Raw genomic sequence first — 16,944 nt, 5'->3', positions numbered from 1 at the left:
AAAGCGTTCACTCCCCGAGTCGGGGCGGGACGGTCGGCGTCTCGATGCCGCGCTCGGCGAAGGCGGCCAGCGTCCGCCGGGTCACGTCCGACTCGAAGGCGAACTCGTCGCGCAGGTCGGCGACGTAGGCCTTCCCGCGAATCGTCCGGTAGTACGCCTCGTCGTCGACGAGGACGGCGACCAGGTGGTCGTCGTCGACGTAGACGTACTGCGAGGTGACGATGGCGTCTTCCATCACCTCCGTCGCCCGCGCGACGTCGGCGTCCGGGGCGACGGCCACCTCGACGACGACCATCATCTCCGGACGGCCGTCGTTGGCGTTGGCGACGTTCGACGTGAACATCGCGTCGTTGGGGACGACGACGGCCGTGTCGTCGGGCGTCACGAGCGTCGTCGACCGGAGGCCGATGCCCGTCACCTCGCCGTAATGCTCGCCGACGGTGACCTTGTCGCCGATCTGGTACGGCTTCTCGACGACGAGCACCAGACCGCCGACGACGCCGCCGAAGAGGTCTCTGAGCCCGAAGCCGAGCGCCGCGCCGACGAGACCGGAGACGGCGAGCAGTTGGGCCGCCGAGAGCCGAAACAGCGGACCGAGGACGAGATACACCGCCGTCCCGTAGATGAGGACCTTCGTGAGCGGGATGAACATCTTGATGGTGATGCGTCGACGGGCGCTCCGCTCGGCGGCCGTCGAGAGCACGTACGAGACGACGCGGGCCAACACGTAGGCGGCGACCAGCACCCCGGCCGCACTGACGAGCATCGCGGGGTCGACACCGAGCGATTCGGAGCCGGTCTGCAGGGCGATCGCGGGCGGGGCGCTCACTGGAACCGCCTCCGTTCGGTCGCCGTGGCGGCGGTCGGCACGGCAGCCGGGTCGAGCGCGACGACGCCGTCGGAGACGGTGACGACGCCCTCGCGGACGAATCGGGGCAGCACCCGATCGAGATCGGCGTCGACGACGGCGGCCAGTTCCGCGCGCTCGACGCGCTCTTTCGAGAGGACGATGCGCAGACAGAACGCCTCCTCGCGGTCGAACGACAGGTCGGTCCCGGTCGCGCCGACGTCGCTCGGGCGGACCACGTCGTCGAGGCCCCGTTCCCAGAGGGCGGTGGCGACGCCGACGTTTCCCCCGAGACGGCCGCGAGCCGCTCGAAAACGACGTCTTTCGGATCGGGACGAGCCCCCGTACGCGACGCCGCGAGAAACGTCGGCACGGGGATCGGCACCGAGAACGACCGGTCGCCCCATCCGAACTCGAATCGGCGGACGGCGACCGCCCCCGACTGCTCGGCTTTTTCGTCGACGAACGACGGCAGTTCGTCGTAGCGCGAGAGCAGGAGTTCGGCCAGCCGCTCGGCCGTCTCCGGGCCGACGTCGACGCGCGCGGGGAACGCCCGGTCGAGCGCCTTCACCGCCGAGAGATACGCCCACGCGTAGCGGTTCCATCCCGTCACGACAGGCGCGTCGGCACCGACGACGCGGCCGAGAAACGCCTCCAGCGAGTCGAATCCGCCGATAGCCCGTCTGTAGAGGTGGTGGCAGTCGTCGACGACGACCGGCGTCTCCCCGATCGCGTCGTCGATCGAGCCGGCGTCGTCGCCGGGAGCGAGTCGGATCCGGGTCGCGTCGAGGCGCTCTTCCGCGTGGTCGAGGAGTCGCTCCCGGCCCGCGAAGGGCGCGCCGACGACGGCGAGCGGGCCGGGTGCCCGCCCGGTCAGCACGGCCTCGAACGCCTCGCGGTCGTCGTCGGAGAGCGGAAGTTCGTCGGGAGACGCCGCGACGTCGGTCGACGTGGAGTCGGTCACCGTCCCAGGCTCCGGTTCATGTGGGCTGGATTCGGCGGCGGGGTCAATATAGCCCGGGGCAAGGACCTCCTGCAGTCGGTCGACGGCACGGTCGCGAGGCGAACGTCCACGGCCGGGAGCGAACGCGGAGGGAGACCGGGCGATTCGATGTAGCGACATGCGATACATCACCCGACGCGGTTTCCTTTTAGGGCTCGCCCACCCACGCTCAGTATGGTCCAGAACGTCGCGGGCGTGATGCGCGAACTCGAGTCCGAGGACTTCTATCTCCTCTCGGGCGTCGAGCAGGGGATGCGCTTCAGCGAGTGGGTGAATCGGGGGAACTCCCGGAGTACGCGGGGCTGACCGGCGAGGAGGTCGGCTACCGACTGGATCGGTGTATGGAACGCGACCTGATTCGCCGCAAGACGATGCAGTACGAGGGCTACCAGCTCACCTTCGAGGGGTACGACGCGCTCGCGCTGCGGGCGTTCGCCGAACGCGAGACCGTCCAGGGCGTCGGCGCGCCGCTCGGCGTCGGCAAGGAGAGCGACGTCTTCGAGGTGCAGTCCTACCAGCCGTTCGCGCTGAAGTTCCACCGCGAGGGGTACACCAACTTCCGCGAGGTGAACCGCGAACGCGAGTACACCGCCGATCATCACCACGTCTCGTGGTTCTACACGGCGCGCAAGGCCGCCGAACGCGAACACGAGGTGCTGGAGGCGCTCTACCCCAACGTCTCCGTTCCCCGGCCCGTCGACCAGAACCGCCACGCCATCGTGATGGAGAAACTCGCCGGCGTCGAACTCTCGCGGGCGAAACTCACCGCCGAACAGGTCGTCCCGATACTCGACTTGGTGTTGCGCGAACTCGAACGCGCCTACGACGCGGGCTACGTCCACGTCGACATGAGCGAGTACAACGTCGCCGTCCACGAGGACGGCATCACCATCTTCGACTGGCCACAGGCGGTCGCGACCGACCACGAGAACGCGCGCGAACTCCTCGAACGCGACGTGTCGAACGTCGTCCGGTATTTCCAGCGGAAATACCCGGGCGAAGCGCCCGATTCGGTCGACGACGCCGCCGTCGCCGCTGCCATCGCGACCGGGGAGTTCGACTCGGTTCGGGACCACTGATACACCGTATGTCGCGATAGCAAACCGGGAGAGCCGGTCCGTGCTCAGTTGAAGCGCCACACCGTCGCGACGACGCCGGCGGCGAACGCGACGAACGGCGCGACTCCCGGGGCGTGATTCGGTATCGGCGGCGACTGCGCTGCGGGAGCGCCCACTCGCGTCCGCCGGGTCGGACCAGCGGGCATCGCCGCCGGCGTCGGTTCGGCCGTCGCCGTCGCGCGCTGTCGGTCGGATCGTCCGCTCACGTCGAGCTGCAGCTCGGCGTCCGTCCGTCCGCTCGCGCTGTCGACGAACCGGAGTTCGACGGGGTACGTCCCCCGTTCGTCGGCGTTCCGGATCGAACGGATCGTGACCGTGACCCGATCGCCGGCGTGGAGCGTCGGGCGCACCGACCGATCGACCCCGGAGAGGAGACGGTGAGGACGCCGTCGTCGAGAGTGGTCGCGAGGCCGTTCGCCCCGTCGAGGGTGGTGGTGCCGTTCACGGAGACGACCTGTAGCGTGACGTCCGAGCGGTTCACCGGCGAGATCCGGCCGTCGGCGGCGCGGAACGAGTCGGAGTAGGACACGGCGAGCGACGTCAGCGGGTTTCTCGTCACGTTCGCACCGGGCGGCACTTTGACGGTGTATCGGTGGCTGGCAGTCGCGTTCGGCGCGCTCGGGGTCGCGTTCGCCGACGCCGAAACGACGTCGACGGTGAGGGCGTCCGACGCGACCGCGCCGTCGCCCGTCGACAGTCCGTTCAGCGACGTCAGCGACGCCTCGAACCGGCCGTTGTAGCCGGTGACGACGTCCGCGCGGTAGACGTACTGCGATCCGTTCCGCCGGCGGGTGAACTCCGACAGATCGAGCGTCCCCACCGCGCCGCCGCCCATCCGTACCGTCGCGGACTCCACCGGAGAGCCGAGGCGCACGACCAGGTCGACGTCCCGGCCGGAAGCGACGAGTTCGAACCGGCCGACGTCCGGCGGTGTGACCGTGATTTTGGCCCGCTGTCCGCCCCCGAGCTCGTCGCCGTCGATCGAACGCCCCCTCCGTAACTCGGCGACGTACGTTCCCCACGTCCCCGTGTCGACGGCGGCGGTGTAGCGAAAGACGCCGCCGCGCTGTTCCAACTTGAAGTTGCTCCGGACGAGCGTCGTGTCGTGCTCCCCGGAGACGTCGACGGAGACGTTCTCGAGTGGTTCGGTCGTCGCGAGGACGAGCGTGACGTCGCCGTCGCTCGAACGGAGGCCGAACTCCTCGACGCTGGCGACGCCGTCCGTCGACGCGTCGGCCGACGATTCGTCCGTGGTGTTCCAGACGGGCGGCCCGTCGGGATCGTCCGACGGCTCCCGGATCACCATGGCGTCGCTCCCGGTGAACGCGTGCGGCCCGTCGCCGACCGAGACGCGCGATTTGATCGACCTCGTCGGGTTTCGCGCGTCGTCTACGTCGAGCGTCACCGCCTCGCCGTCGTCGAGCGACGCCCCGTCGAGGGCGACGGTCAGTGAGCCGTCGGCACCGCTGACCGAGTCGACCGCGACCTCCTCGCCCCCGACGGTCAGATTGACGTCGCGTCCCTCGACGTTGCTGTAGTCGGCCCCGGGCGTGTCGACGGCGATCCGCTCGGCGGTCGTCGCGCCGGTCATCTCGAACGAGAACGTGTGCGTCACGACGCCGGCGTCCGCGCTGGCGTTCGTACTGGCCACGTCGAGCGCGGTGGTCCCGAGGAGGTCGAACCGGGCGTTCCACGACCCCCGTTCGTTCTCTTCTCTCGCCGTGTCGTACTGCCGGACGGCGTACTCGAGTCCGCCGGCGGGCGTCGCGCGGTCCGTGTCGAGGGTGAGCGTCACGTCGAACGTGACCCGGTCGTCGCCCCCGTCGCCCTCGCCGACCGAGAGCGTTACCGTCCCGTCGTCGGCGTGGTATTCGGGGCCGCGTTCGAGGACGTCGTCGCCCGCGTTCTCGAAGGCGACGTCCCGCACCGCGGCCCCCTGATCGACGGCGGCGGCGACGTCGACGACGTAGCGATTCGGCGTCTCCCCGTCCGTCGACCGCCCGACGACGGAGACCGTCTGTGTGACCGATCCCTGCCCGGTCCCGACGTCCGCGACCGTAACACTGCCGGCTGTCGCCGTCGCGGGAGCCGCGAACGTCCCCACGAGAGAGCACACCAGCAGCACCGTCACGAATCCGCTCTGGAGGCGTGTTCGTGTCATAGTCCTGTCCCACACCGGCCGCGGGGCGTCGTAGCGGGGTCGTCCCCGGTGCCCGTACAGCTGCTACGAGCGGCCGTCCGGCCGGTCCGGTGGTGCGGAAAGACTGCTTGGGCTGGCAAATCGTGTGTCCCTAATCAGGACCCTAATCGCCGGCACGAGGGGTAGCGAGGCGGGGGCGCTACCGGTAGGCGGCGATCTCGACCAGGTTCCCGTCGGGATCGTAGACGTAGACCGAGCGCAGTTCGCCGCGCGCTCCCGTCCGGGAGACGGGGCCTTCGACGACGTCGATGCCGGCGTCGTCGAGTTCGGCGGCGACGTCGTCCACGTCGTCGGTGACGAGACAGAGGTCCGCCGCGCCGGGCGTCGGGTCGCGTGCGTGCGGGTCGTACTCGTCGCCCGCCCGGTGGAGGTTGATCTTGTAGTCGCCGAAGTGGAGGGCGACTCGGCCGTCGCCGAACTCCCGGCGTTCCATCCCGAGGCGCTCGTAGAACGCGCAGGTCTCGTCGACGTCCGTCGCGTAGAGGACGAGGTGATCAAGGGTGTGGACGTCCATGGCGGACGCTCGTCGGGAGGGGTCTTGAGCCCACCGGCGGGGACGAGAGAAAACGACCGAACCGGATTCCGATTCGAAGTCCTTAAAGGCAGTCCGGCGGTAGAGTCGACAACTCGCTGGGAGACGGGCACCAGCGGGCACCTGTGAGAACGGGACGAAATGTGGCCGGGTGGTCGGACCACCCCGGCTGAATCGCAAGCGCCCGTGGTGATACCAATGGCACGAAGCTTCTACTCGCACATCCGAGAGGCGTGGCGTGACCCCGACGAGGGGCAGCTCGCCGAACTGCAGTGGCAACGAAAACAGGAGTGGCGCGAGCAGGGCGCACTCGAACGAATCGACCGCCCGACGCGTCTCGACAAGGCTCGCGAACTCGGCTACAAGGCCAAACAGGGCGTCGTCGTCGTCCGCGCCTCCGTCCGCAAGGGCGGAGCGCGAAAGCGCCGACACAAGGCCGGCCGCCGCACGAAACGCCAGGGCGTCAACCGCATCGGTCGACGCAAGAGCATCCAGCGCATCTCCGAGGAGCGCGCCTCCCGGAAATATCCGAACCTCCGGGTGCTCAACTCCTACTGGGTCGGCGAGGACGGCTCCCAGAAGTGGCACGAAGTGATCCTTCTGGACCCGAACCACCCCGCTATCGAGAACGACGACGACCTCAACTGGATCTGCGAACCCAAGCACAAGGGCCGGACCTTCCGCGGCCTGACCAGCGCCGGGACGAAAGGACGCGGTCAGCGCAAGCGCGGCAAAGGCACCGAGCACACGCGGCCGAGCATCTCGGGCGACCGTCGACGCGGCAAGTAACGCGCCGTTTTCTCCGTTTTTCGCACCCGACGAGCCGTGCGGCTCCCGGTCACGCGCTCCAGCAACGCCGGCATCACAGTACGATAAATCCGATATCGCGATAGCAAATCGGAGACGAGAGCCGAGATTTCGGCTGGCGCGTCGGGCGTCGAAAACGGTAGTCGGATGATGACGAGGGCGGCCTGGTCTCCAGCCGACTACGAGGCGGATCCTCACCCGACGGCGCGGTGATACCCGGACGCCCGCGGTGCGTAACGGTTTCGTCGACGGGACGTCGAAGCCGATGTCGGCGTTCCCGTGACCTGTAACCGCTACGCGTACAACGCCCGCAACGTTGCACGCCGTGAGTTCCACCTGCGGGTCGGCCGTCCGTCTCGACGTGAAACGCCGGGCGAGTCCCGTACGATTCGCCGATAGCGCGGCTACCCGTCGGATGTGCCCGCCGGCAGGCACATCCGCGCCAAGATGGCCCGCGGGGGCGCAGTCGAATCCCAGCGCGGTCGGGAACGCACGGCGAGAGCGTCGGAGAAAATACGCGTCCTACGGGGCGTCGGGGGCGGTATTCCGCCGGCATCGGTTCCGGGCCACGCCTCGTAGCCGCCGTCTCGTCGATTTCGTCGAGACACCCGATGAAGTCAGTGAGACGTCAGCCGTGGTTTGGTATCGCGGATAGTGGTTTATAGACGACACTCAGACGGCACGCCCGATCTCGCGGTAGCGCCACCGCGACGTAAACGCCGGCGGAGATGCCGACAGTCACCACGAACGAGTGAACCGACAGCGAGGCCGGAGTATGTTGTCGATGTTACAGCCGGGAGAGATCCAACACCCCATCAGGAAGCCGCCGATTCACGTCCCGAAACGGAGCGACGATCTGCACGCGAACCGGGATATCGGAGAATCTCACCAGCACGGATTTATCCGTCCGGACGACGGAGGAAGAGCATGAGCCTCTCGCTCGATGCGACGCAACTGGACCGGTACTCTCGACACATCATCATGGACGAAGTCGGGCCGGAGGGACAGAAACGGCTCCTCGACGGGCGAGCGCTGATCGTCGGCGCGGGCGGCCTCGGCGCGCCCGTCATCCAGTACCTCGCGGCGGCGGGCGTGGGCCACCTCGGCATCGTCGACGACGACGTGGTCGAACGGAGCAACCTCCAGCGTCAGGTGATCCACGCCGACGCCGACGTGGGGAAGCCGAAAGTCGAGAGCGCGAAGGCGTTCGTCGAGCGGCTGAACCCCGACGTCGACGTCGAGGCGTACGAGATGCGCCTCGATCCCGACGACGTCGAGGACGTCGTCGCGGGGTACGACGTCGTCGTCGACGCCAGCGACAACTTCCCGACGCGGTACATGCTCAACGACGCCTGCCGCATCGCCGAGGTACCCATCGCCCACGGAGCCATCTACAAGTTCGAAGGGCAACTGACGACGCTCAGTCCCGACGGGCCGTGTTATCGCTGTCTGTTCCCCGAAGCGCCCGAACCGGGGACGGTGCCCGACTGTGCGACCACGGGCGTCCTCGGCGTCCTCCCCGGCACCGTCGGCTGTATTCAGGCGACCGAGGCGGTGAAGCTCCTCCTCGACGACGGCGATCCGCTGGTGGGACGGCTGCTCTTCTACGACGCGATGGACATGACCTTCGAGACGGTGCCCTACCAGCGACGCCCGGACTGTCCCGTCTGCGGCGAGGACGCCGTCGACACCGTCGAGGGCATCGAGTACACCGGCGGCTGTACCGTCGGCGACTGAGTCGCCCCTCGGCGTCCGGTCCCCTCCGGAGACAGTACGCTTTACTACGCCCCCGTTCGCCCTCGTAGCATGGATACGCTCCCGCTCTCGGACGTGACGGTGGTCGAACTCGGCAACATCGTCGCCGGCCCGTTCGCGAGCCTGCTGCTCGCGGACCTCGGCGCGGAGGTCGTGAAGGTCGAACGGCCGGGCGTCGGCGACATCATCCGGAGTTCGGGCCGGACGGGCGACGCCATGTTCGCCGCGCTCAACCGGAACAAGCGGTCGGTGGCGCTCGACCTGAAGTCGGACGCCGGCCACGAGGCGTTCGTGGAACTCGTCGCCGACGCCGACGTCTTCGTCGAGAACATGGGCCGCGGGGCCGCCGAGCGCCTCGGCGTCGGCTACGACGACCTCGCGGCGGTGAATCCGGGGCTCGTCTACCTCTCGATCAAGGGCTTTCAGGAGGGGCCGTACGGCGACCGGCCGGGGATGGACGTCGTCGCGGAGGCGATGTCCGGGCTGATGAGCGTCACCGGCGAGAAGGGCCGCCAGCCAGTCCGCGTCGGCACCTCCATCGCCGACATGGGTGGAGCGCTCTACGGCGTCATGGGCGTGTTGATGGCGCTCCGCGAACGTGACGAGACGGGCGAGGGCCAGCGCGTCGACGGCACCCTCTTCGAGGCCAGCACCCACTGGATGAGCTACTGGATGACCTACGCCGACCTGCTGGGCGAGGACCCCGAACCCCTTGGGGCCTCGCACCCCAGTTGGGGCCTCTACGACGTCTTCGAGACGGACGGCGGCTGGCTGTTCGTCGGCGTCACCACCGAACGCCACTGGCCGGCGTTCTGTCGCGCCGCCGACATGGAGGAGTTGCTCGCCGACGAGCGCTTCGACACGGCGAAAAAGCGACGCGAACGCAAGGAAGAACTGACCGAACTCGTCGCCGAGCGCCTGCGGGGACGCGACCGGGAAACCCTCCTCGAATCGTTCCTCGACGAGGACGTCCCGGCCGCGCCGGTCAACGAGCCATCGGACCTCGTCGACGACCCGCACCTGGAGGAGACGGGGTTGATCGCGGAGTTCACCGCCGAATCCGAGGGCGAGGAGTACGACCTCCGGACGGCGCTGACGCCGATCGTCGGCGACCGGATGGCACCCGCACAGCGACGCGACCCGCCCGCGATCGGCGAACACACCGAGGACGTGTTCGAATCGCTCGGCCTCGACGTCGATCGACTGCGCGAGCGCGGCGCGTTCGGCGACGGGTAGCGACGGCTCCGCGGTCGCACACCGGACGTCGACGAACGTACCGACACCGGGTCGACCGCCTGCGGCACGCTGCCGACGGCGGTCACTCGAGATCTTCGGGTTGCGTGCCGACGCCTTCGATCCAGCCGGGTGGCGTGGCCGCGGTCGGCTGGGCGTGTTCGCGTTTCAACACCATCCCCGTCCGCTCCAGCGACAGCACCTGCTCGTCGTTCTGGTTGTACGCGCGCAGTTCCGTGGTGACGATGCCGACGTGGTCGCGGGAGTCGCTTTCGCGCTTGTCGAGGACCTCGCTCTCGGCGAAGACGGTGTCGCCGTGGAAGACGGGCGCGTGGTGGCGCACCGCGTCGTACCCGAGGTTCGCCGTGGCGTTCTGGGAGACGTCGATGACGCTCATGCCGACCGCCAGCGAGATGACCACGAGGCCGTTGACCAGGCGCTCGCCGAACTCCGTCTCGGCGGCGTACGCCTCGTTGAAATGCATCGGATTGAGGTTCATCGTCACGTTCGTCAACCAGACGTCGTCCGTCTCCGTGACCGTCTTCCCGTAGGGATGTTTGTAGATGTCGCCCACCTCGAAATCCTCGTAATACCGTCCCTGCCAGCCGGCGACGAGACGCCGGTCCGTGTGCGTGTCGCTCATGGAAACGCCTTCACAGAGGGGCGACGGTCGGATAAGGATGGAGGGTGTGCCGTCGGCGGCGTCGCCGCATTACGGGAAGCATATATACGCCCGTCGACAACCCGACGACGATGTCGTTCCCGAGGACGCCCGCGACGGGCGAGATTCGGGTTCTCTACGTCAGCCCGGACTCCGTGGCCCGAGGCGTGACGGCCGCGATAGAACGCGAATACGAGCGAGCCACCGTCGAGCAGGTTCGGCCCGAGAAGCTAACTGCACGTGTGGACGACGTCGACTGCGTCGTCTCCGAGCACCGCCCGCCGGAGGTAGACGGGATCGAAGTCCTTCGTGCGGTACGCAGGCGTGCGCCGGACCTGCCGTTCGTCCTGTTCCCGAGCCAGGGCGACGAGACGGTCGCCGCCGACGCCGTCGCCGCCGGCGTCAGCGAATACGTCCCGCGCGGATCGGACACGGTGGACCGACTCGCGTCGGCGGTCGAACGCGCGGTCGCCGCCGAATGCGAGCGCGACCGACTCGAGGATGCGCGGCGCGTCGCGGCCGTCGTCCGGGACGTGACCCACGCGGTCGTCAGCGCAGAGACGCGAGAGGAACTCGAACGGACGGTGTGCAGTCGCCTCGGCGAGTCGGACCAGTACCAGTTCGTCTGGTGGTGTCGGGTCGACGGGGTGGCGGACGCCGCCACTCCGAACGTCGTCGCCGGCGACGACGAGGGCTATCTCGACGACGTCGCCCTCGGCGAGCGACAGACCGGACGCGGGCCGACGGGCGACGCCCTCCGGACGGGCGAGATACAGGTGACACAGGACGTCCGCGAGGACCCGGCGTTCGATCCGTGTCGCGAGGCGGCGCTCGAACGCGGCATCCTCGCCGCCGCGGCCGTTCCCGTCGTCTACGAAGACACCACGTACGGCGTCCTCTCGCTGTACGCGAACCGCCCGTGGGCGTTCAACGACTCCGAACACGAACTGCTCGGCGACCTCGGCAATTCGATGGCTCACGGCATCCACCACCAGGAGACGCGGAGCGACCTCCAGACGTTCCGGAAGGCTGTCGAACACGCCGGCCACACGGTGTACATCACGCGCCGCGACGGCACCATCGAGTACGTCAACCCCCGGTTCGAGGAGGTGACGGGCTACGACGCCGAAACGGCCATCGGCCGGACGCCGAGTATCCTCAAGTCGGGCGAACACGGAACGGAGTTCTACCGGCGACTCTGGAGCACGGTCCTCTCGGGCGAGGTGTGGACGAACGAGATCGTCAACCGACGCGAGGACGGGACGAAATACCACGTCAACCAGACCATCGCCCCCATCACCGACGGCGAGGGGAACGTCGACCGGTTCGTCGCCGTCAACGACGACATCACTGAGAAGAAGCGCCAGCAGCGGGCGCTGAAACGGCAAAACGAGCGGCTGAACCGGTTCACCAGCATCGTCTCTCACGACCTCCGGAATCCGCTGAACGTCGCCCAAGGGGAACTACAGCGTGCTCGGGCCGGCGAACCGGATCGCCTCGACGCCGTCGAGAGGTCTCTCGACCGGATGGAGCGTCTCATCGAGGACCTGCTCCACCTCTCGAAGCAGGGCGAGACGATAGACGAACCGTCGCCGGTCGCCCTCGAACCGGTCGTTCGGACGGCATGGGAGACGACTGACACCGCCGACGCCACGCTCGACGTCGACGTCGGCGACGCGACCGTCGTCGCCGACCGGGACCGGCTCGTGCGGGTGTTCGCGAACCTCTTTCGGAACGCCGTCGAACACGGATCGGCGAGCGACCGGGGTTCGGCCGATGACGCCGTCGAACACGACTCGGTGACCCAGCGGTCGGCGACGGCGTCGGTCCAAGCGAGTGCGACCGGGGACCGCCGCCGGGACGACGCGAACGACGAGGTGCGGATAACCGTCGGCGTCGACGGGAGGGCGCTGTTCGTCGCCGACGACGGGCCGGGCATCCCGCCGTCGGATCGCGAGGACGTCTTCGACCACGCCTACACCACGAGCGACGGCGGCACCGGCCTCGGCCTCGCTATCGTCGACTCCATCGCGAAGGCCCACGGCTGGGGGACGCGAGCGACGGAGAGCGAGGCCGGCGGTGCGCGGATCGAGTTCCACGACGTCGAGTTCGCCAGCGCGTCCGCACGAGGACGTCCACCGGCGCGACGCCCTCGGCGTCGAGGACGACCGGGTTCAGATCGAGCTCCGCCACGTCGTCGCGTTCGGCGGCGAGGCGACCGACGTCCGCGACGAGCGACGCCAACACGTCGAGGGCGGCCGTCGTCCCGTACTCCGCGTCCAGAAGGTCCGGGAGTCGCGTCCGGTCGAGGGCGGCGCGGGCCTCCGTCTCCGTCACGGGCGGGAGGAAGTGGGCGGCGTCGTCGAACAGCTCGACGAACGTGCCGCCGGTGGCGACGGTGACGACGGGGCCGAACTCGGGGTCCTGCGTGAGGCCGACCAGCGCCTCGACGCCGGCGGCGACCTGGGGCTGGACGAGGACGCCCTCGACGTCGGCGTCGGGGAGGTGGTCGCGGGTGTTGTCGAGCACCTCGGCGTAGGCCTCGCGCACCTCGCCGGGCGTGTCGAGGCCGATTTTCACCGCGCCGACGCGGTTGCGGTGGCCCACGTCGGGCGAGTCCACCTTGCAGACGGCGGGGTAGCCGAGGACGTCGGCCGCCGCCGCCGCCTCCGTGGGGCTCTCGGCCCGCCGCGTCGCCACGGGTTCGACGTCGTAGGCTGCGAGCAGGTCCGTCGCGTCACCCCACGTCAGCAGGCGGTCCTCGGGGAGGTCCGGGCCGCTCTCGGTGGCGGCCGACTCCGGGGAGAGGGCGGCGTCAGCGGGGGGACGCGCTCCCGCGCCTCGCCGTAGTCGACCAGCGACGATAGCGCGTCCACCGCGTTCGACGGGTCGTAGAAAAGCGGCGTGGCCTCGCGGAGGCGTTCGTACGGTTGCGGGTCGTCGAGGTCGGCGGGGTCTTTCCGGCCGGTCCACAGGAGGACGACAGGGTCGTCGGCGCGGTCCACGACGTCGATGAGGTCGTCCGCGATCCGATCCGCCCGGTCGTCGACGGCCGAGAGGCCGATGGCGAACAGGTAGGCGTCGAACCGGTCGTCGGCGAACAGGTGGTCGGCGATTTCGGGGAGCACTTCGGCCCCGTAGCCGCGGATGTCCGCGGGGTTGTGGAGTTCGCCGAAGGTGAGCAGTTCCTCCATGTCGAGCAGGGCCCGTTCGGTGTCGGGAGCGAGCGGGGGAGTTCGAGGCCGCGGGCGTCCGCGAGGTCGGCCAGCAGGGTGGCGAGACCGCCGCTGGTCGAGGCGATGCAGGTCCGCGGCGAGTCGGGCGCGTCGAAGGCGGCGTGGACGCTCGCGCGGCCGATGAGATCTGGAACGTCGGGGACGCGCTCGACGCCCGCCTGCCAGAGGGCGCTCTCCCAGACGGCGTCGCTGCCGGTGAGCGATCCGGTGTGGGAGGCGGCGGCGGCCTGTGCGACGTCGGAGCGGCCGATTTTCACCGCCAGCACGGGCGTCCCCGACCGGGTGGCCGCCGACGCGACGTCGACGAAGCGCCGCGGGTCGTCGAGGCCCTCGACGTAGACGCAGATGACGTCGACCTCCGGGTCGCCAGCCATGTACTCGACGTAGTCGGTGAGCGACTGGTCGGCCTCGTTGCCCGTCGAGACGATGTGCGCGAAGTCGACGTCCTCGTCGGCGGCGCGTTCGAAGAACGTGGTGAACGCGAGCGCACCCGAGTGAGAGGCGAGGCCGATGTGACCCGGGTCGGGCTTCCGGGAGCAGGTGCTCGTCAACACGGTTCCCGAGCGCACGTTGGCGAGGCCGATGCAGTTCGGCCCGCAGACGCGGACGTCCTGTTCCTCGGCGACGGCGGCGAGTTCGGCTTCGAGTTCCGCGCCTTCCTCGTCGGCCTCGCCGAAGCCGGCGGTGATGACGAGCGCGGCGGGGACGCCCCGCTCGCCCGCGTCACGGACGACGTCGACGACGTGCTCGCGGGGGACGGAGACGACCGCGAGGTCGACCGCCTCGGGGACGTCGTCGATGCCGTCGTAACAGGTGCGTCCCCACGCCTCGTCGCGGCTCGGATTCACGGGGTAGACCGTCCCCTCGTAGCCGTAGTCGAGGAGGTTGTCCATCAGGCGCGCGGAGTACCACGAGTCGGGGCTCGCCCCCACGACGGCGACCGAATCCGGGTCGAACAGCGGGTCGAGATCGGGACGCGACTGGTCCATGGCATGGGCCAGGCGGGAAAGGGTAAACAGTGTGTCGTTTGCGACCGAGACGCACGGTCGACCGCCAGCTATTTGCAAACGTAGCCGGCAGACGGCGATATGTCGTTGCTCGCAACCCTCGAACTGGTCTTCTGGACGGGCGTGTACGCGACTCTCGCCGGCGCGCTCGCCGGGGTCGTCGCCGCCGTCCTCTGGTCGCCGTTTCTCCTCTCCGACCGTCTCCGGGCGCTGTTTCAACTCGGACCGACGGACCACTGGGGACTGAACTACGTCGTCGCGTGTGTCGTCGTCACCGCCGTCCACGGACTGGTTCTCGGCGTCGGCCTCGCGCTCGGGGCGGGTCGCGACGGGCCGTCGATCGCGGTGATTCTCCTCGTCAGCGCCCTCACTATCGGGCTGGTGTGGGCCGTTCCCGCCGTCGCGTTACCGGCGAGAGGGTACGAGTGGGACCCGAGAGGGTTCGACGCGGTCACGCATCTCCTCCTCGTCGGCGGCAGCATCTGGTACGCCGCCATCGTGACGGTGCCGATGTTCGTCCTCTCCCTGCTCCTCTCGCTCCCCGCTTAGTCGCCGAACGCGCCGCCGTCGCGCCACTGATCGAGGGTCGTCTGCTCGCCGGCCACGTCGGCGAACACCTCGTCGGTGTGTTCGCCGAGACGCGGGGCGGGCGACCGGACCGACACGTCGTGGTCGGGGAAGTGGATCGGGTGGCCCGGGAGCGTGATTTCGCCGCTGTCGGGGTCCTCGACGTCGACGAGGAGGTCGCGAGCGCGCGCCTGTTCGTGCTCGGCCACGTCCGCGACGTCGTTCAGCGGACCGTTCGGGAAGCCGTGCTCGGTGAGTTCCGCCAGCCAGTAGTCGGTCGACTCCTGTTCGAACTCCGCTTGAACGATGTCGACGACCGTCTCCCGGTTCTCGACGCGGTCTGCGTTCGTCGGGTAGTCGAGCAGTTCGTCGCGGCCGAGCATCTCGACGAAGTCCTCCCACCGGTCGTCGGAGGGGACGCCCGTGACGACGCTCCCGTCGGCGGTCTCGAACAACTGGTACGGGACGACCGTCTGGTGGCTCGTCCCCTGCGGGCCGGGCACGTCGCCCGTCAGCGAGTAGAGCGTGGGATACTCGTTCATGACGGAGACGATGGCGTCGAAGAGGCCGACGTCGAACCGGCCGCCGCCGTCCCCCGATCGCGTTCGTGCAGGCGCGCGAGGACGCCGATGGTAGCGAACATCCCGGCCGTCAGGTCGCCGACGGCCTGGCCTACCTTCACCGGATCGCCGTCCTCGGGTCCCGTCACGCTCATGATGCCGCCCTCGGCCTGCAGGATGAGGTCGAGCCCCGGTTTCTCCTTCAGGGGACCGGTCTTCCCGTACCCCTTCACGCTGGCGTAGACGACGTCCTCGTTCACCTCGGTGACGTCGTCGTAGCCGATTCCCAGTCTCTCGGTGACGCCGTAGCCGAAGTTCTCGACGAAGACGTCGGCGTCGGCGATCAGCTCCATGAACGCCTCACGGCCGGCGTCGGCTTTCAAATCGAGCGTCACCGACCGCTTGTTCCGGTTGAGCGCCTGGAAGTAGCCGGACTTCTTCTCCGGGCCGGGCCCCTGCGTCCGCGCCGGGTCGCCCGCACCGGGGCGTTCGACCTTTACCACGTCCGCGCCCATGTCGGCGAGCAGCGCGCCACAGAACGGCCCCGCGCGGTGGGCGGTCATCTCGACGACGGTGAGATCTGAGAGCAGCCCCATCTCACTCCTCGTTGAACTCGTCGACCAGTCGCCGGCGCTCCTCGGAGTCGAACTGCTCCCACCAGAGGTCGCGTTCGAACTCGCGGGCCTCCGCCATGCTCTCGGCGTTGGCGGCCTGATTGAGCGCGCGCTTCGAGTTTTTGACCGCCTGCCGGCCGGTGTCCTGGATGGCGTCGACGATGGACTGGACCTCCTCGTCGAGGGCGTCCGCGTCCTCGGCCACCCGGTTGATGAGGCCGATGCGGTGGGCCTCCTCGGCGTCGATGAAGCCGGCGGTCAGGATGAGTTCCTTCGCCTTCGCCTCGCCGACGAGCTGGATGGCGCGGTAGTTCGACCCGCCGGTCGGAATCTGTCCGATGTTACAGGTCGGGACGCCGAACGAGGAGCCTTCCGTGGCGACGCGCATGTCACAGAACAGCGCGAGGATGAGGCCGCCGCCGACGGCCCAGCCGTCGATCTTCGCGATGGTCGTCGCGTGGCTTTCGTAGGGCTGACGGTAGATGTCGTAGAAGAGGTCCTGGCGGTCCTTCTGTCTCGGGTCGTGTTCCTCCGCGGGGCCGGCGTACTCCTGGATGTCCGCGCCGGCCGAGAAGGCTTCCTCGCCCTCGCCTTCGATGACGACGACGTCGATGGAGCGGTCGAGTTGGATCTCGTCGAACGCGCGACGGACGTCCTGCATGACCGTCGTGCTGAGGGCGTTGAGTTTGTCGGGGCGGTGGAACTGGACGGTCGCCACGCCGTCGGCGACGTCCACGGTGATGCTCTCGTACGCTTCATATGCCATACCGCCCACCGTGGTGAGCGAGCGTAAAACTCCTTTGG

Annotated in this window: 14 protein-coding genes and 3 pseudogenes; 7 read left to right on the top strand and 10 right to left on the bottom strand. The window is 68.9% G+C overall.

Annotation, left to right across the window (positions count from 1 at the left end):
- Window positions 1–7: 7 nt before the first annotated feature.
- Window positions 8–829, bottom strand: coding sequence for a mechanosensitive ion channel family protein (locus ACFQJD_RS18940; protein ID WP_379800335.1), 822 nt, complete (start codon window positions 827–829; stop codon window positions 8–10).
- A complete protein-coding gene (locus tag ACFQJD_RS18935; RefSeq protein ID WP_379800333.1) occupies window positions 826–1,086 on the bottom strand; it encodes a hypothetical protein in 261 nt (86 codons plus the stop codon). The genes ACFQJD_RS18940 and ACFQJD_RS18935 overlap by 4 nt, the downstream gene beginning before the upstream one ends.
- Before the next feature lie 455 nt (window positions 1,087–1,541).
- Between ACFQJD_RS18935 and ACFQJD_RS18930 the strand changes: the two genes are divergently transcribed.
- Window positions 1,542–1,964 carry a hypothetical protein gene (locus ACFQJD_RS18930; RefSeq protein ID WP_379800331.1) on the top strand — a complete coding sequence of 141 codons (423 nt, stop codon included), beginning with the start codon at window positions 1,542–1,544 and terminating at the stop codon, window positions 1,962–1,964.
- A 60-nt stretch (window positions 1,965–2,024) separates the two neighbouring features.
- Window positions 2,025–2,929: pseudogene (locus ACFQJD_RS18925) on the top strand (serine/threonine-protein kinase RIO2).
- Window positions 2,930–2,973: 44 nt separating this feature from the next.
- Here ACFQJD_RS18925 and ACFQJD_RS18920 read toward each other — a convergent pair.
- From ACFQJD_RS18920 to ACFQJD_RS18910, 3 genes are all read right to left on the bottom strand, one after another.
- Window positions 2,974–3,174: a hypothetical protein gene (locus ACFQJD_RS18920; RefSeq protein ID WP_379796005.1), complete on the bottom strand. Its 201-nt coding sequence runs from the start codon at window positions 3,172–3,174 to the stop codon at window positions 2,974–2,976.
- The gene (locus tag ACFQJD_RS18915) at window positions 3,171–5,129 is read right to left on the bottom strand and encodes a hypothetical protein (RefSeq protein ID WP_379800329.1); all 1,959 of its coding nucleotides are present in this window, start codon (window positions 5,127–5,129) and stop codon (window positions 3,171–3,173) included. The genes ACFQJD_RS18920 and ACFQJD_RS18915 overlap by 4 nt, the downstream gene beginning before the upstream one ends.
- 178 nt (window positions 5,130–5,307) lie before the next feature.
- Window positions 5,308–5,682 (bottom strand): VOC family protein, encoded by a 375-nt coding sequence (locus ACFQJD_RS18910; RefSeq protein WP_379800327.1) that lies wholly within the window; start codon window positions 5,680–5,682, stop codon window positions 5,308–5,310.
- 216 nt (window positions 5,683–5,898) lie between these two features.
- Between ACFQJD_RS18910 and ACFQJD_RS18905 the strand changes: the two genes are divergently transcribed.
- From ACFQJD_RS18905 to ACFQJD_RS18895, 3 genes are all read left to right on the top strand, one after another.
- Entirely contained in the window at window positions 5,899–6,489 is a 591-nt protein-coding gene (locus ACFQJD_RS18905) for a 50S ribosomal protein L15e (protein WP_379800325.1), read from the top strand.
- A gap of 945 nt (window positions 6,490–7,434) precedes the next feature.
- Entirely contained in the window at window positions 7,435–8,244 is an 810-nt protein-coding gene (gene ubaA / locus ACFQJD_RS18900) for an SAMP-activating enzyme E1 (RefSeq protein WP_379800323.1), read from the top strand.
- 69 nt (window positions 8,245–8,313) lie between these two features.
- Window positions 8,314–9,498, top strand: a complete 1,185-nt coding sequence (locus tag ACFQJD_RS18895) for a CaiB/BaiF CoA transferase family protein (protein ID WP_379800321.1) — start codon at window positions 8,314–8,316, stop codon at window positions 9,496–9,498.
- A gap of 82 nt (window positions 9,499–9,580) precedes the next feature.
- Here the strand turns inward: ACFQJD_RS18895 and ACFQJD_RS18890 are convergent, their stop codons facing one another.
- Window positions 9,581–10,138 carry a MaoC family dehydratase gene (locus tag ACFQJD_RS18890; protein ID WP_379800319.1) on the bottom strand — a complete coding sequence of 186 codons (558 nt, stop codon included), beginning with the start codon at window positions 10,136–10,138 and terminating at the stop codon, window positions 9,581–9,583.
- A gap of 110 nt (window positions 10,139–10,248) precedes the next feature.
- Here ACFQJD_RS18890 and ACFQJD_RS18885 point away from each other — a divergent pair.
- Window positions 10,249–12,243, top strand: a pseudogene (locus ACFQJD_RS18885) (PAS domain S-box protein); the annotation flags it as partial.
- Here ACFQJD_RS18885 and ACFQJD_RS18880 read toward each other — a convergent pair.
- Window positions 12,170–12,856 (bottom strand): acetate--CoA ligase family protein, encoded by a 687-nt coding sequence (locus ACFQJD_RS18880; RefSeq protein WP_379800317.1) that lies wholly within the window; start codon window positions 12,854–12,856, stop codon window positions 12,170–12,172. The pseudogene ACFQJD_RS18885 and the gene ACFQJD_RS18880 sit on opposite strands and share 74 nt — an antisense overlap.
- Before the next feature lie 115 nt (window positions 12,857–12,971).
- Window positions 12,972–14,381 carry a CoA-binding protein gene (locus ACFQJD_RS18875; protein ID WP_379800315.1) on the bottom strand — a complete coding sequence of 470 codons (1,410 nt, stop codon included), beginning with the start codon at window positions 14,379–14,381 and terminating at the stop codon, window positions 12,972–12,974.
- Between the two features lie 99 nt (window positions 14,382–14,480).
- On the opposite strand from ACFQJD_RS18875, the gene ACFQJD_RS18870 reads away from it, so the two are divergent.
- Entirely contained in the window at window positions 14,481–14,948 is a 468-nt protein-coding gene (locus tag ACFQJD_RS18870) for a hypothetical protein (protein WP_379800313.1), read from the top strand.
- On the opposite strand, the pseudogene ACFQJD_RS18865 reads toward ACFQJD_RS18870, so the two are convergent.
- Together ACFQJD_RS18865 and ACFQJD_RS18860 are read right to left on the bottom strand one after the other, a co-directional pair.
- Window positions 14,945–16,089, bottom strand: a pseudogene (locus tag ACFQJD_RS18865) (CaiB/BaiF CoA transferase family protein). The gene ACFQJD_RS18870 and the pseudogene ACFQJD_RS18865 overlap by 4 nt on opposite strands.
- Before the next feature lie 34 nt (window positions 16,090–16,123).
- A complete protein-coding gene (locus ACFQJD_RS18860) occupies window positions 16,124–16,906 on the bottom strand; it encodes an enoyl-CoA hydratase/isomerase family protein (protein WP_379800311.1) in 783 nt (260 codons plus the stop codon).
- Window positions 16,907–16,944 lie beyond the last annotated feature (38 nt).

Origin of the sequence: Haloplanus sp. GCM10025708 (assembly GCF_042663985.1) — an archaeon.
Classification (GTDB): Archaea; Halobacteriota; Halobacteria; order Halobacteriales; family Haloferacaceae; genus Salinirarus; species Salinirarus marinus.
This window is presented reverse-complemented; position numbering and strand designations above follow the sequence as displayed.